We start from the raw sequence: 15,648 nt of genomic DNA on the forward strand, positions 1-15,648 counted from the left end.
GGCGGCCTTAACGATCACACCTGGAGCGTCATCGCAGACCCGAGCAGCACTAATCTCGGCAGCCTCGCTATTGACGAAAACACCGGTGAGTGGACATACGAGATCGACAACGGCGAGAGCCAGGTACAGCAGCTCGGTGTCGGCGAGACCTTCGAAGAAGAATTTACCGTCCAGGTCGATGACGGCCAAGGCGGCATCACCACTGAAACGGTCACCATTACCATCACCGGCACCAACGATGCCCCTATCATTGACGGCGGTGTAAACACGGGTGAACTGTCGTATCGTGAAGAGCGTGTCAGCGGCGAAGAAGCAACCAGTGGCAACAACGCCCACTTTGCCTCGGTCAGCGCCCAACTTAGCGCCAGTGACGTCGACCTTGATGACGAAGCTAGCCTGAGCTGGTCTGTCACTGACCCTAATGGCAGCTACGGCACACTCAGTATTGACAGCAATGGCGTCTGGACTTACGACGTCAACAACGATACCGCCAGCAAGAATGCACTGCGGAACCTGAAAGAAGGTGAGACACGGACCGAAACCTTCACGGTAGAGGTAAGTGATGGTCATGGCGGCAGCGACACTCAAACGGTAAACGTCACTATTGTCGGTACCAACGACATCCCTAATATTACGCCTGTGTCTGCTAAAAAGAATATCAGCGAAGATGGCGACAGCATCTCCAAGACCATCAATGTCAAAGACTACGACCAAAGTAGTGGCGTTAATCATGACTTCGCACTGCAGGACAGCCAACAAGTCGGCGCGAGTAAGAACTACGTTGTGCAAGGACAGTTTGGCACCCTGACGCTCAACAGCGAAACAGGTAAGTGGACTTACAAGCTCGATGGTGAGCCCGGTAACCGTGACGCCGATAGAATCAATGAAGGCAGTTCTGTTACTGAGAAATTCCCCTTCACAGTCACCGATGAAATGGGTGGAACTTCAAAATATGAGATCAAGGTCACCGTTAAGGGCTCTAACGATGCGCCCGAGCTAAGCGGCTTTGAGTCGGCGATTGACGCCAACGTTACCGAAGACACCGCTGATAGTGCCAACGGCAACTTCAGCGTCAGCGACGTTGATCATCAGGATGTCTCGACCTTTAAGGTTAATGGCCAGTCCCTAGCCAACAGCGGCGACACTACGATCGATGGCCAATACGGCGTGCTGACCATCTCTGCAGCAGATGGCACCTGGTCTTACCAACTCTATCAGCCTGGCGATGCCGGCTACGACCGCGTGCAGGCACTTAGCCTCGGCGACACCCCTGTCCAAGAACACTTCGACATCGTTGCAACCGATAAGAAAGGAGGCACCGATAGCGATACCCTAACGATCACCATCGAAGGCACCAACGACGCACCGATTATTACCGGTACAACAACCGCTGAGCTGACCGAAGATCACGCCAACAGCCAGGCATCAGGAAACCTGAACGATGGTGATGTCGATCTATCCGATAGTCATAGCTGGGCTGTTGAGCAAGCCGACGGCAGTTTCGCCACTAACGGTGAGGGCCAATACGGTTCGATTTCAATCGATGCCGACGGCAACTGGAGCTACAACCTCGACAACGGCAAGGCCAGCACCCAGAGCCTTAGTCAAGGTCAAGTCGAAACCGATAGCTTCAAGATTCAGGTTACCGATAACCACGGCGCGACTTCTACCATTACAGTCACCGTCACCATCACCGGCACCAACGATGCACCGTCGATTACCGCGGCCAGCGATACCCAGGGCAGCGTGACAGAAGACAGTGCCACTGGCGGTTCCGCAATCACCGATAGCGGCCAGCTCTTCGATGGCGATGTCGACCAAGACGCGTCACTCAGCTGGAAGGTGCTCAACCCTAACGGTCAGCTCGGCAGCCTGTCGATCGACGGCGACGGGGAATGGACTTTTACTCTCGATAACAGCGCGGCGCAGTATCTTGCCGAGGGTGAGAAAGCCGTCGACAACTTCCGTGTACAAGTCACAGACCAATACGGCACTCGCTCCGAGGTTACCGTTTCTGTCGATATTATCGGCACCAACGACGTGCCAAATATCGCCGGTAAAACCGTTGGTTCAGTGGTCGAAAGCTACGACAACAGCGAAACGGGCATCGCCAGCGGCAAGCTCAAAGCCATCGATGCCGATATCGCAGACAGCCACCAGTGGCAATTCAAAGACGGTGCTACTGCTCTCGGTCTCGCAACTCAGGGTACCTACGGTAGTATTTCCATCGATCCCGATACTGGTCGCTGGCAGTACGACCTGGATGATAGCGACAGTGACACCCAGCAGCTGGCTGCAGGTGAGAAGGCGCAAGAGACCTTTACTGTTGAGGTAAGCGATGGTCACGGTGGTTTCCGAGAAGAAACCATCACTATCAATATCGCCGGCAGTAACAGTGGGCCAACCGCCACCAACAGTAGGGGCGAAGTGACAGAGAACAGTGCTCGCCACACCTCTGGCACCATGGACCCCGGTGATGCCGACTCGATCGACAACCACTATTGGAGCCTCAACGGCACAGACAGTACCGGCCGTTATGGTGAGTTAACGCTCAACGTTGATGGCACTTGGAGCTACCTGCTCAACAACAGCTATGCGACCAACAGCCTAAAACAAGGTGAGACCGTCGACGAAGTGTTCACCGTCACGGTAACCGATGAGAAGGGGCTCTCCTGCGAGCAGAGCATCACCATCACTATCACCGGCACCAACGACGCGCCGAGAATCACCGGTGAACTGTCGAAGTCACTTTCCGAAGATGGTGCCGTTAATGGCGCAGGTAAGTTGGCGGCCGGCGGTACTGTGTTCGATAGCGATATTGATCACGGCTCAAGCCTTACGCTTTCCTCAAATGCCGACAGTGGCAATATCGGCCAGTTTACCTTTAATGCTACAACCGGCGTTTGGGGCTATCAGGTCGATCCCGCCGATGTGCAACAATTGGCCCCCGGCGAAAGTATCACTGACACCCTCTGGGTCACCACAACCGACGAGCACGGTGCCACGACCACCCGCCCTGTCGAAGTACAGATCAACGGCAGCAACGATGCGCCGACCATCAGTGGCGGCCAAAATAACGGCCAACCTTGGGAGATTTCGGAGGGCGCCGCTAGCCTCAACGGTACACTCGTTGCCAACGATATCGATAATGGTGATACCCCCGAGTTTGTCCCGACGGTCTATCAAGGAAGCTTCGGCCAATTTGTCCTGCAGAGCGATGGCCAGTGGGAGTACCAACTCGACAATAGCCTCAAATCAACCGAGCAACTCGCCGAGGGCGAGGCGCGCCACGAGAGCTTTACCGTCATTGCTGTCGACGACTATGGTAAGACAACCACACAGGTCGTCGAAGTCACCGTAATCGGTACCAACGATGCACCGATCCTCTCGGGCAAGAGCGAAGCTGCCGTCGCAGAAACGCTCTACGAAACGACCTCCGGTAAAGTCTTCAGCAAAGATATCGATCATGGCGACGACATTGAAAGCTGGAATGTCAGCAACACCGTCGACAATGTTGATCAGAGCCAAACGAGCGTTGCCGGGAGCGCCCTGGTCATTCAAGGCACTTACGGTACGCTGACGCTTCAGCCTGACGGTAGCTGGCATTACCGCCTGGATCACAATGATCAAGACCTCAAGAACCTGCAGCCTGGTGAGCAGGCTGTCGAGTCCTTCGTGGTCACTGCCAACGACGGTAGTGATAATTCCGAGCCACACACCATCAACATCAACGTCACCGGAACCGAAAACCGAGGCGCAGGTGGTGGCGGTGATGGTGAGCCTGGTGACGTCACACACAATATCGTCCAAGACAATACAGAAGAAGGGGTCAAGACACAGACCGGCGAGAGCAGCCTACTGATCAACGGCATCAGCAATGTCGACGACGCCAATGTTGTCATCAACAAGGGGGGTGCCTTCGGTCGCATTGAGTTTGATCTCAATAGCAATACCTGGAAGTACGTGCTCAACGACAGCCTGTTGGTCGAGAGTCTCAACGACGGCGATGTCATCGTCGAGCGCTACACCATTAAAGTCAATGACGGCACTCAGATCCACGACATCCCGATCGAGATCACCATCACCGGTACCGCCGACCAGCCATCTATCGAGTCGGTCAATGGGCTTGAGGGTGATGTCACCGAAGACAGTAACTTAAGCACCAGCGGTCAAGTATTCAGCAACGATGTTGACTCAGCGGATAGCAGCCAGTGGGCATTCAAGACGGATGCTGGCAACGTCAGCACCGCCTCTGGTACTTACGGCGAAATCACCATTGGCAGCAACGGTAAATGGCAATATACCCTCACCGATAACGACAACCCTGCGATTCAGGCATTAGACCCTGGCCAGCAAATGACCGAGATTTTCACGGTCATTGTGACTGACGGTAATAACAATCAGTCTGAGCAGACAATCACCGTTGTGATCAACGGTAGCAAAGACCCCATCATCACCGATGACCTCAGCTCTGTTATCGAAGCTAACGTTGTTGAAGACGGTAGCATTGTTCAGACAGGTATTATCGACCTGCCCGTCAAAGCCAGTGCCGCACAATACACGGTTGAAGATAGCCATTCTGAATACGGTAATTTCACCTTCAACCCGGACGATAATAGCTGGAGCTACACACTCGACAACAACGACAACCGTATCCAGTCCCTCGGCGAAGGTGAATCGCTCTCAGAAACCTTCCGTGTCTACTTGATCGATGAGTTCGGTCAGCGAGTACTCGATAAAAATGGTGACGAGCTCTACCACGATATCGCTGTGGAGATTGAGGGTAGTAACGATCTCCCTGTCGTCAATGGCACTAGCACGGCCAGCTTCGGCGTGGATAACCGCAGTGTAGGAGGTGAGGTTAAGGCAACTGATGTCGACACTACCGATCAACTCAGCTGGTTTACCGACACTAACAATGGCAACACAGCCCTAGGCAACCACGGCCAGCTAACTCTCGGTAGCAACGGTCAGTGGAGCTATACACTGAATCCTGGAGCGCTAAGCGGCCTAGGCCAAGGTGAGTCAGAAACCGAGACCTTTACCGTCTACGTCAGTGATGGCAGCAAAGATGGTAGCGGTAATACCGTCTATGTCAGTAAGGAAATTGAGGTCACCGTCGTAGGCGACAACAAGGTGCCTGTGATTGTCGGTGACGCTGGCGATGCAAGCAACTTTAGCGGTGCCGTCTTCGAGGATGCCAACGGCTCCAGCCAGAGCACTATCGCTAACGGTAAGGTCGTTCTACAGGACCAAAACGACAACGATGTACTCAGCTTCAATCCCGCTAGCACCAAAGGCACCTTTGGTACCTTCAGCATCTCTGCTAATGGTGAGTGGGAGTTTGTTCTCGATGCGGGTAGCGAGCACGTCAACGCGCTGAGAGAAGGCGAGATAAAAACCGAAACCTTCATTGTTCGAGGGCAAGACGACAAAGGTGCCACCACCAGCGAAACCATCACAATCACCATCACCGGTAGCAACGATGCGCCAGAGGTTAGCGGTGAAAGCAGCGCCTTGATCAGTGAACACGACGGCGCGGGTATCAACGGTACGCTAATTGTCTCTGACCCCGACAACAACGACACTGCCAACTGGAGTGTTAGTGATGCCGGAGAATACGGTATCGTCAGCGTTGATAGCAATGGCACTTGGCACTATGAGATTAATCCAGACCATGCTGTACCCAATGGCCTAGCTAAAGGTGAGACATTACAAGACACAATTACCATCAAGGTCACTGATGGTTCTGGCGAGAGCGTTGAGCACAGCATCGTCGTCACTATCACGGGTAACAACGATGCGCCCGATATTACTGGCGTGCTTACCGGTACTATCAATGAAGATGCCGGTACCATTACAGGCCAGCTCGATAACGGCGACAAAGATATCAACGACACCGGTGACCTCTGGGTCATCAATGACACCCCCGCTAACAGCGACTGGGGGACAATCAGCATCGATGATAACGGCAAGTGGGCGTTTACCGTTGACAACGATCATGCTCAACAGCTCGGCGAGGGCGAAACCAAAGTCTTAAACTACTCCGTGTCGGTAACTGACCCACACGGCCTTACCAGCACCAAGACTGTCTCTGTCACCATTACCGGCAGTAACGATGGCGCAATAATCGCGGGCGATGATAGCGGCAACGTGCAAGAGGACACTGGCTTAGCCGAGACGAAGCTACAGGCAACTGGTCAACTCACCATCACGGATGCCGATAGCGGCCAAGCTGTGTTTAATACCACCGTCGCGAACACGGGTAGTTATGGAAACATCACCATCGGCGAGAACGGTGATTGGACTTACCTAGCCGACAACAGCCAAGCTGCGATTCAGCAGCTTGCCGAAGGTGAAGAGTTAACCGATACTGTCACCGTACTCTCTGCCGACGGCACCGAGCACACCATCACCGTGACGATCATCGGCAGCAACGATAGCGCTATCATCGAGGGCGAAAATAGCGCCAGCGTACAAGAGGACACTGGCTTAGCCGGGGCGCAGCTACAGGCAACTGGCCAACTCACCATTCAGGATGCCGATAACGGTCAAGCTGTGTTTAATACCACCGTCACGAACACGGGTAGTTATGGAAACATCACCATCGGCGAGAACGGTGATTGGACTTACCTAGCCGACAACAACCAAGCTGCGATTCAGCAGCTTGCCGAAGGTGAAGAGTTAACCGATACCGTCACCGTACTCTCTGCCGACGGCACCGAGCACACCATCACCGTGACGATCATCGGCAGCAACGATAGCGCTATCATAGAGGGCGAAAATAGCGCCAGCGTACAAGAGGACACTGGCTTAGCCGGGGCGCAGCTACAGGCAACTGGCCAACTCACCATTCAGGATGCCGATAACGGTCAAGCTGTGTTTAATACCACCGTCACGAACACGGGTAGTTATGGAAACATCACCATCGGCGAGAACGGTGATTGGACTTACCTAGCCGACAACAACCAAGCTGCGATTCAGCAGCTTGCCGAAGGTGAAGAGTTAACCGATACCGTCACCGTACTCTCTGCCGACGGCACCGAGCACACCATCACCGTGACGATCATCGGCAGCAACGATAGCGCTATCATCGAGGGCGAAAATAGCGCCAGCGTGCAAGAAGACACTGGCCTAACCGGGACACAGTTACAAGCAACCGGACAACTCACCATCTCCGATGCCGATAGCGGTCAAGCTGTGTTTAATACCACCGTCGCGAACACGGGTAGTTATGGAAACATCACCATCGGCGAGAACGGTGATTGGACTTACCTAGCCGACAACAACCAAGCTGCGATTCAGCAGCTTGCCGAAGGTGAGGAGTTAACCGATACCGTCACCGTACTCTCTGCCGACGGCACCGAGCACAGCATCACCGTGACGATCATCGGCAGCAACGATAGCGCTATCATCGAGGGCGAAGATAGCGCCAGCGTGCAAGAAGACACTGGCCTAACCGGGACACAGTTACAAGCAACCGGACAACTCACCATCTCCGATGCCGATAGCGGTCAAGCTGTGTTTAATACCACCGTCGCGAACACGGGTAGTTATGGAAACATCACCATCGGCGAGAACGGTGATTGGACTTACCTAGCCGACAACAACCAAGCTGCGATTCAGCAGCTTGCCGAAGGTGAGGAGTTAACCGATACCGTCACCGTACTCTCTGCCGACGGCACCGAGCACAGCATCACCGTGACGATCATCGGCAGCAACGACATTGCCACTATCGGCGGTGATACCCGCGCAGAGGTGCAGGAAGATAATGACGCCAGCACCCTTGAGCTCACCACCTCTGGCACCCTAAGCATCAACGATGACGATGTTCGTAACGGTGTTAGTGAGGCGCGATTTAACCCGCTGGATATCACCACCAGCCTAGGGGTTTTCATTCTACAAGCGGATGGTAGCTGGAACTATACCGCGGACAACAACCAAGCCGCCATTCAGGCACTGGGGGAAGACGATAGTATAGAAGAGCGCTTCACCGCCGTCAGCATGGATGGTACTGAGCAAGAAATCGTTATCACTATCAACGGCAGTAACGACGCTGCCAGCTTCAGTGTGAGCCAAAGCCACAGCACCCTTCTTGAAGACAGCAACCTCGATAGCGGCAACTTGACCACCGAGGGCGTGATAAGCGTCAGCGATGAAGACAGTGACGAAGCACAGATGCGTGCCGAAACTTATCAAGGTCGCTACGGTAAATTAAGCATGGAAGCCGACGGCCAATGGCGCTACGAGGCTGACAATACGCAAGCCGACATCGCCGCACTTGGCAACAACCAACAACTCAATGACAGCATCAAGGTACTCAGTGCCGATGGCAGTGAGTTTACAATCGACATTCTCATAGAGGGGAGCAACGACGCCCCTGAGATCAGCGCTATCAGCCAACAGACACTCAACCTGAGCGGCCTAGTGGGTGGCGACGATACATTGACAGGTCAGCTGGAGGTCAATGACGCGGAATCGGATACCCTCTCCTACAGCTTGGACGACCAAGGGGCGCAGGTAATCGACGGGCAATATGGTCAACTGAGCATCGACAACAGTGGCGCTTGGAACTATACCGCCTACAGTGATACTAACGACACTGGCAGCGCACAGACCTTCGATAGCGAGGTATTTACCATTTCGGTTTCCGATGGCACCGATACCAATAGCGTTGAGCTAGAGATTCAGTTAATCGACAGTACACCGGTCAATTCGCTGAAGCTGAACGGTTTCAATGCCGAACAGAGCACAGCGGCCGATGACAATGCCACTCTGCCGAGTCAAAAGCTGCTCAACCCGATGGTCGATGACGAAGACAATCTCGATGATTTATTAAGCGGTTTCGCCACCCCATCCGAAAGCATGGATAACGGCGATACCAGCGCGACAAACCAGGGTGGTGCGGACGACATAGGTTATGTCGATCTCAGCCTCACTCTACCTGAGGAGGACAATAACCTTATTTAACAATGCGCGATCAGCCGAGCGTGAGTCTCTCATCGCCGGCTGACATTATTGAAATTTGGTTGGAACTAGTTACCCAATGAATGACGCCTTAGAAAATTCTCACAATAGCGACAACAGCTGGCGCGTACCGCCACAGCTTGGTGGGGAGGATTATTTGCTCGATGGGATTTTAGCTCTCTGTAAGCTATATGGTCTCAGTGCCTCTGCCCAACGTCTCACCGAGGGCCTCCCCCTCGTCGATGGACGCCTTAACCTCGAGCTCACCGCACGTGCCGCCAAGCGCGCCGGCCTCGGTATGCGACTGATGAAGCGGCAGCTCGCTGCTATCGATCACCGTACCCTGCCAACAATGCTACTCATGCGCGATGGTACCACCGCTATATTGACCGCTATTGATGACAAGGGGCCGACAGTACTCGACCCCGTCACTCAGGGTAGAATCGAGATCGACCTCGAAACACTCACAGAGCAATACAGCGGTTACTTCTTTGCGACACGCACCCTGTTCGAATATAAGTCGCATGCCGACAGTGTCGCCAAGCAACAGCATCAACACTGGTTCTGGAGCACAATCGCAAGCTCCTGGCGCATCTACCGTGATGTCATCATCGCGACTATTCTGATTAATTTCTTCGTGCTGGCCAGCCCACTGTTTGTGATGAACGTCTACGATCGCGTGGTGCCAAATAATGCCATCGATACGCTGTGGACCTTTGCCATTGGTGCCACCATCATTTTTAGTTTTGACTTCCTGTTAAAACTGTTACGTACCTACTGTATCGATATCGCCGGAAAAAAAGCCGACGTACTGCTCTCTGCGCGTATCTTCGAGCAGGTGCAATCGATCAAACTCAGCCATGGCCCACAATCTACCGGCTCCTTCGCCAAGAATCTCGCCGACTTCGAGAGCGTCCGTGACTTTGTTACCTCAGCAACGATTACTACGCTGATCGACCTGCCTTTTGCCCTCATGTTTCTCATCATCATCGGCCTCTTGTCGGGCTCGTTAGTCTGGGTGCCGATCGCCGCCATCGCGATGATTCTACTCTACTCGGCTATTATCACCCCGACCTTACAGCAGTCGATCCAGAAGACCTACGGTGCTTCTGCAGAGAAGAATGGTCTACTAATCGAGACCCTATCTAACCTGGAAAATATCAAACTGCAGCAACTCTCTAGTCATCACCAACAACGCTGGGAGCAGGCCAGCGGCGACATCGCACACTGGAGTATGCGCTCACGTTTTCTCGGCCAATCAGCCTCCACCGTGGTCAGCTTCATCACTCAGATGTGTACCGTGGTAATCGTGCTCTGTGGCGTCTACTTTATTTCCGATGGTGACCTATCAATGGGCGGACTGATCGCCGCCGTGATGCTCGCCGGCCGCGCCATTTCACCGATGGGGCAGATATCCGGCCTCATCACCCGCTACCAGCAGGCAAAGACATCGTATAAAGGGCTCTCCGATATCATGGCGATGCCGCGAGAGAGCAGTGACGACGCAGCTTATGTCAGCCACCCTAGTCTGAGCGGCCAGATCGAGTTGAAACAGGTGTTTTTCAACTTCCCAAATCAACCGCAACCCTTCCTACATGACCTCAACATCAGCTTTGCAGCCGGCAGTAAGACCGCGGTCATCGGACAAATCGGTTCAGGTAAGTCGACCTTGATGCGCTTACTCACCGGCCTCTACGAAGCCTCCGCCGGCAGTATCATGCTCGATGAGCTTAGCATCGACCAGATCTCTCCGTCAGACCTACGCAGTGGCATGGGTTGCATGACGCAACAGAGCGAACTGTTCAGTGGCAGTATCCGCGATAACATTGTCGCCGGGCATCGTCACGTCGACGACGAAGAAATTTTACGCGTCGCAGCACTGGCTGGCGTCACCCGCTTCACCGCAGAGGGTGCCTCCGGTCTCGAACGCCCAGTCGGTGAGCGAGGCGCCCTACTTTCCGGCGGCCAACGACAGTGCGTCAACCTCGCCAGAGCGCTACTCAACGACCCCAACATCCTTATTCTCGATGAGCCAACTGCGGGCTTGGATAATCACAGCACTGCTGCCTTGATTAACAATTTAGAGCAGGCAGCAGTGAATAAAACACTTATTTTATTCACCCATAATATGTCGCTATTACGCCTAGTGGATAACATTATCGTGCTCGACCGAGGTCGTGTCGCCATCAGCGGGCCCAAACATCAAGTGCTCAAGCAACTCAAAGGGGAGGCTGACAATGTTTAACCGACTAAAACGCTCTCCCAATCAGCAGAGCGCCTTTGATCAAGACTTACCTTATATGTCGCAGTCGAGTGCCGCTGTCTTGATTAAGACACCTCGTGGCGGTCGCTGGATCCTCTACTGTATCGCACTCATGTGCGTCGTCTTAATCATCTGGGCCGCCTGCACTCAGGTGGATGAGGTAACTCGCGCTGAAGGTAAGGTCATCCCCTCCTCAAGGGTGCAGGTTATCCAAAATCTCGAAGGGGGTATCCTCGACGAGCTTTATGTTCGCGAAGGGCAGCACGTCAAGAAAGGCACGCCGCTACTCAACATTGAGGACTCCCGTGCCGAAGCCGCGGTTATTGAATCAAACGTTGAGTATGAGGCGTTGATTGCCGCCGCCGCAAGATTAGTCGGCGAGGCCAACAATACGCCTCCCTCCTACCCAAGTGGCGACAACCCTCGTCTACAAGGCTATGTTCACGCCGAAAAGCAGCTCTATAGAATCCATCAAAGAGAGCTCGCTAACGAAAAGATCATCGTACAACACGCCATCGATCAAAAGCAGTTTGAGATTGAATCGACCCAGCAAACCATTCAAGACTTAACCACGCAGCTGAATTTATTACATGAACAGAAGCGTATTAATAAACCGCTTGTGGCCATCGGCGCTGTTCCTCGCCTAGAGTTACTCACCCTAGAGCAACAAATCAGCAGCCTTCGCGGTGAGTTGAACCGAGCTAAAAATGCTATTCCAAGCCTCAGCTCAGCGCTCAAGGGCGAAAAAGAAAAACTCAACGGTGTCGAGGTCAGGTTCCAAGAGCAAGCGCAAGAAGAACTGACACAGATACGTGCCAAAGTCGCTATCGCTCTTGCTGGACAGACGTCACATCAAGATCGGATTGCACGCACCTCGATTAGCGCTCCCTTAGACGGTACAATTAAAAAAATCCACATCACGACGCTTGGCGGTGTTATTCAGCCTGGTATGACGCTGATAGAAATTGTTCCCGATGGCAAAGATATAATTGTAGAGGCGCATGTTAAACCATCCGATATTGGTTTTGTTCACCCCGGCCTTGCTGCGCGTATCAAGATCAGCGCTTATGACTTTGCCACCTACGGCGCACTCGACGCTGTTGTTGAGCATGTCAGCGCCGATACCATCGTGGATGAACAAGGCAATAGTTTCTACATTATTCGCTTGCGAGTGGCCAACAACACGATGATGAATAGCGATGGCAACCTACCGATCATCCCTGGTATGCAGGCCACGATCGGTATCAATATCGCCAACCGCAGTTTGCTAAGCTATATATTTAAACCTGTTTTACGGATGTTAAAATGAGTTATTCCCTTGCACCCAAGGTGCTTGCGACATTAAAGAACCTCGGTAAAGCCCTCACCATCGCGGCTCCCTGCCTGCTGGCAATGAATAGTAGCCAAGCCAACACACTGGAAGAGGTGGTTTACTATACACTGGTCAGCAACCCCGAAGTCAGGCAGCACTTCTTCAGCTACAAGAGCGCCGTCGACGAGGTAAACATCGCCAAGGGTGGGTTACTGCCAACCCTCGACCTGATCGCCACCGGCGGTTATGAATCAACCAATAATGATGACCGCCCCGACGACCTCAATCAGGACCGCAACAACCTCACCCTGCGTTTAGTTCAGCCGATTTGGCATGGCGGTGAAAACTACCACAACATCGACCGCACCACTGCCGACGCGCTGGCCGAGCGCTACAACCTCATTGCCGAAGCAGAGCAAACTGCGCTGAAGGTCGCCGAAGCCTATCTCAACGTCTTAGAGGCAAACGAGAACGTGGTTTTGGCAGAGCAAAACCTGGCTTTGCACAAGGTCACCGCCAAACTGGTTAAAGATAAGTACACCGCTGGCGCTGGTGATCGCGCTGACCTGATTCAGATTGAGGGCCGTATACGTCGAGCTGAAGCCAACTTAACCACTTCCAACAACTTATTGATGAACGCCCGCTCCGACTATCTCGCCTTGGTCGGTGACTTCCCCATCAACCTCACTATGCCGGCTCAGAACATCAACTACCTGCCTAGCGAGCGTATCGAGGCGATTAAAATCGCCATCGACAACAACCCGCTAATTAAGCTTTCTCACTACGATGTGAAGGCCGCGGAAGCCCAACTAGCAGCGCAAAAAGCCCGTTACTACCCTAGCTTTGATCTTGTTGCCGAGGCCAATCATAACTATCAAAACAACGGTTACTCTGGCCGAGAAAATGATCAACGTGTTCTCGTCGAGATGCGCTGGAATCTGTTTAATGGCCTGCGCGATCGCAACGGTGTCAGCGCCGCCAAGTCGAAACGACAAACTGCCGAGTTAATTAGCAACTCTGCCCGCAGACAGGTCATTCAACAAATCGAGCAAAGCTGGGCCAGCTACGTCACAACGCAAAAAAATAGACGCTCACTGAAAGATTATGTCGTTTCCGCTAAAGAGACAGAGCAGCTTTACAACGAACAATTCAAAGTGAATCGACGCACCTTGATCGACCTACTCGACAGTCAGAACGAGCTATACGCCTCTCGACAAAGTTATCTCGCCGCGGATTTCGATAATAAGAAGTCAATCTACCGCATCATGTCGGCACTGGGCGTCTTATTGGAGTCACTAAATATTAATGCCGAACAAAGCATCAACGCAGAGGTCTCTGAGAATGAGCAGTAAACTTCTTTTAGGTCTTTCGCTGTTTCTTCTTGCCAGCTGTGCCGAGCACATTGTGCCCGAAGATTATCAACCTGCAGAAGATTATGGTGTACGCGGCCTACCAAATAGCGATCAGCCAATTCGTCGTCCATATAGTGTAGGTAAGATACTCCCACCACAAAACGCCCTAGCCGATGATGACAGCGACGGCGTCATCAACGGCCGAGACCAGTGTGCCAACACGAGCATGAGCGTGCAGATCACCAATAACGGCTGCGACCTCTTCGACCATACACTCTACCAAGCCAAGTACTCGGCAAATTTCAACACTGCGCAGGCAAGCCTCTCCACCTCCGATGCCAAACGGCTGAAGAGTGTCGCCGAGGAATTCAACGATAGCAGTTCTCAATTCATTTTGGTGGTCGGCCATACCGATGCTAGTGGGCACTCGGCAAGCAACCAGACATTGTCGATAAAACGTGCTGTTGCCATCGCTGAGGTGCTGCATAATCGCTATCACGTCCCACGCCAACAGATACTCATTTCTGGGCAAGGCAACAAGATGAATATCGCCACGAACGACACAGAGGCTGACCGGGCAAAAAATCGCCGGGCCGACGTCCTGTTTACCGACCACAAAAACCTTGAGCGCTTTAAGTGGGACATATGGTCCGTCGACAATCAAAGCTTATATGACACCAGTGTCGATAGTGACCAGCAACAATATAATGTCATCACCTTTGATGAGGCAGCACAATAATGTTTCGACAGCTATATCTATACCCTCTCCTACTTGCCCTCACTCTGTTAAGCCAAAATAGCCTAGCAGGCACCACCCTGCGTATTGGCTACCACAATTACGATGAACAGCGTCTGATGGGAGCCATTAGCAAAGAACAGTTTCGCAGCGAGGGTATTAAGGTCAGGCTCGTCCCCTTTCAAACTTATCATGATTTACGTGATGCGATGTTTGCAGATGAAATCGATATGTACTGGGGATATACCGGGCAAACAGCGATCAACGACCTTTATATGCCCCCCCCTTACGATCAAAATCAGGTGTACCAGGCTGTAAAAGAATTTGATAGCCATAGCGGCTTCACCTGGCTCATCCCCTCTCAACTCGACAACCATTTCACCTTGCTGGTGCGGAACACCAACAACAAGACAAACGATATCACCACCATTAGTGACTTGGCGAAAAAAGCTAATAAAAAGAGGCTTGATATCAACGTCAGCTACACTTTCCTCGAAAAGCGTATCGACAGCTTAGAGTACTTAGCAGATTTTTACGGCAGCAACATCAATCGCTTCAATAGTAAGGCCTTCGATAACGTCGACGAAATTTATACCCAACTACGCGATAGCGTCACCGATATCGGCCTGGGCTACAACAGCTCTTTTCAGCTGGATTTCTACTCGTTGCGTGCGCTTCGAGATGATAAAGGCTTCTTCCCGCCTTACCAAATGGCACCCGTGATCAAAGCTGACTTTCTAAAGGCCCACCCAGAGGTCGAAGTACCGTTAGACGACATCAGCCAACGCATGAACACCCACTTGATGCGCTATCTGCTACAGCGCTGGAAAGTTGATCAAATAGGCCTCCGATCCACCGCAAAAGAGTTCGTTTACGCCGATGATATTTACCCCAACGCGGGTAGAGGCACTGCAAGCTCGCGCCAATAGTAACCCCTCTCCTCCTTACCCCCACCGTAAAGGTGGGGGAGAAAAACTCGTGCCAATTTAACCCAATCGGCCTCTCACAACTTACAAAA

Annotated in this window: 6 protein-coding genes; all 6 read left to right on the forward strand. The window is 52.8% G+C overall.

Annotated elements, in window-relative coordinates; genetic code table 11:
• On the forward strand, positions 1 to 8,970 hold an 8,970-nt coding region (locus EDC56_RS06775), incomplete at its 5' end, for a VCBS domain-containing protein (RefSeq protein WP_148059340.1).
• Between the two features lie 76 nt (positions 8,971 to 9,046).
• The gene (locus EDC56_RS06780) at positions 9,047 to 11,212 is read left to right on the forward strand and encodes a type I secretion system permease/ATPase (RefSeq protein WP_123711806.1); all 2,166 of its coding nucleotides are present in this window, start codon (positions 9,047 to 9,049) and stop codon (positions 11,210 to 11,212) included.
• Positions 11,205 to 12,539 carry an HlyD family type I secretion periplasmic adaptor subunit gene (locus EDC56_RS06785; protein WP_123711807.1) on the forward strand — a complete coding sequence of 445 codons (1,335 nt, stop codon included), beginning with the start codon at positions 11,205 to 11,207 and terminating at the stop codon, positions 12,537 to 12,539. The genes EDC56_RS06780 and EDC56_RS06785 overlap by 8 nt, the downstream gene beginning before the upstream one ends.
• Positions 12,536 to 13,894, forward strand: coding sequence for a TolC family outer membrane protein (locus EDC56_RS06790; RefSeq protein ID WP_123711808.1), 1,359 nt, complete (start codon positions 12,536 to 12,538; stop codon positions 13,892 to 13,894). The genes EDC56_RS06785 and EDC56_RS06790 overlap by 4 nt, the downstream gene beginning before the upstream one ends.
• Complete coding sequence (locus tag EDC56_RS06795) at positions 13,884 to 14,633, forward strand: OmpA family protein (RefSeq protein WP_162844111.1); 750 nt, start codon at positions 13,884 to 13,886, stop codon at positions 14,631 to 14,633. Before EDC56_RS06790 ends, EDC56_RS06795 begins: the two co-directional genes overlap by 11 nt.
• Positions 14,633 to 15,559, forward strand: coding sequence for an ABC transporter substrate-binding protein (locus EDC56_RS06800; protein WP_123711810.1), 927 nt, complete (start codon positions 14,633 to 14,635; stop codon positions 15,557 to 15,559). The genes EDC56_RS06795 and EDC56_RS06800 overlap by 1 nt, the downstream gene beginning before the upstream one ends.
• Positions 15,560 to 15,648: the final 89 nt, after the last annotated feature.

The organism is Sinobacterium caligoides (assembly GCF_003752585.1).
Lineage (GTDB): Bacteria > Pseudomonadota > Gammaproteobacteria > Pseudomonadales > Sinobacteriaceae > Sinobacterium > Sinobacterium caligoides.

Bases quoted from the DNA above. Each gene is read 5' to 3' on its own strand.
- EDC56_RS06785 (WP_123711807.1), top strand. From the start codon at position 11,205: ATGTTTAACCGACTAAAACGCTCTCCCAATCAGCAGAGCGCCTTTGAT.
- EDC56_RS06795 (WP_162844111.1), top strand. From the start codon at position 13,884: ATGAGCAGTAAACTTCTTTTAGGTCTTTCGCTGTTTCTTCTTGCCAGC.
- EDC56_RS06800 (WP_123711810.1), top strand. From the start codon at position 14,633: ATGTTTCGACAGCTATATCTATACCCTCTCCTACTTGCCCTCACTCTG.
- EDC56_RS06790 (WP_123711808.1), top strand. From the start codon at position 12,536: ATGAGTTATTCCCTTGCACCCAAGGTGCTTGCGACATTAAAGAACCTC.
- EDC56_RS06780 (WP_123711806.1), top strand. From the start codon at position 9,047: ATGAATGACGCCTTAGAAAATTCTCACAATAGCGACAACAGCTGGCGC.